The 644-nt window shown below is 66.6% G+C and carries 1 pseudogene; it reads right to left on the bottom strand.

Annotated features, from left to right (window positions below):
- A pseudogene (locus FS641_RS18300) lies at positions 1 to 380 on the bottom strand (hypothetical protein); the annotation flags it as partial.
- Between the last annotated feature and the right edge of the window lie 264 nt (positions 381 to 644).

Here is a 644-nt window from a genome sequence, read left to right as displayed (position 1 = left end):
ACGTCCGCAGCCGCGTCCTGGGATGCGTCCTTGGACGCGTCCGCGACCGCAGCAGACTTCGACGACGCCTGCGTCTTGGACGACGCCTGAACCGACGCTCCACCATTGGTGTTGGAGGAGTTGTCCGCCTCAGCAGCAGCCTTCGCCGCGACCTTCGACGACGCGTTCGGCGTGGAGTCCGCGTTCTTGGACGCATCCGCCGACGCCGTCGTCTTCTGGTTCCCAGCGATCTGCGCAGCAGCCTTGGCGGAGATGTCCGCGGCAGCAGACGCCGTCGACGTACCGTCGTTGTTCGCAGCCGCCTCCGACGCCGCCTTCGCAGCCGGGTTGTTGTCACCATCAGCATCCGCCGACGCCGACACCGACGCACCAGCACTCACATTCGCACCAGCACCATTGACGTCCGCAGCCGCGTCCTGGGATGCGTCCTTGGACGCGTCCGCGACCGCAGCAGACTTCGACGACGCCTGCGTCTTGGACGACGCCTGAACCGACGCTCCACCATTGGTGTTGGAGGAGTTGTCCGCCTCAGCAGCAGCCTTCGCCGCGACCTTCGACGACGCGTTCGGCGTGGAGTCCGCGTTCTTGGACGCATCCGCCGACGCCGTCGTCTTCTGGTTCCCAGCGATCTGCGCAGCAGCCTT

Origin of the sequence: Curtobacterium sp. 9128 (genome assembly GCF_007673775.1) — a bacterium.
Lineage (GTDB): Bacteria > Actinomycetota > Actinomycetes > Actinomycetales > Microbacteriaceae > Curtobacterium.
This window is presented reverse-complemented; position numbering and strand designations above follow the sequence as displayed.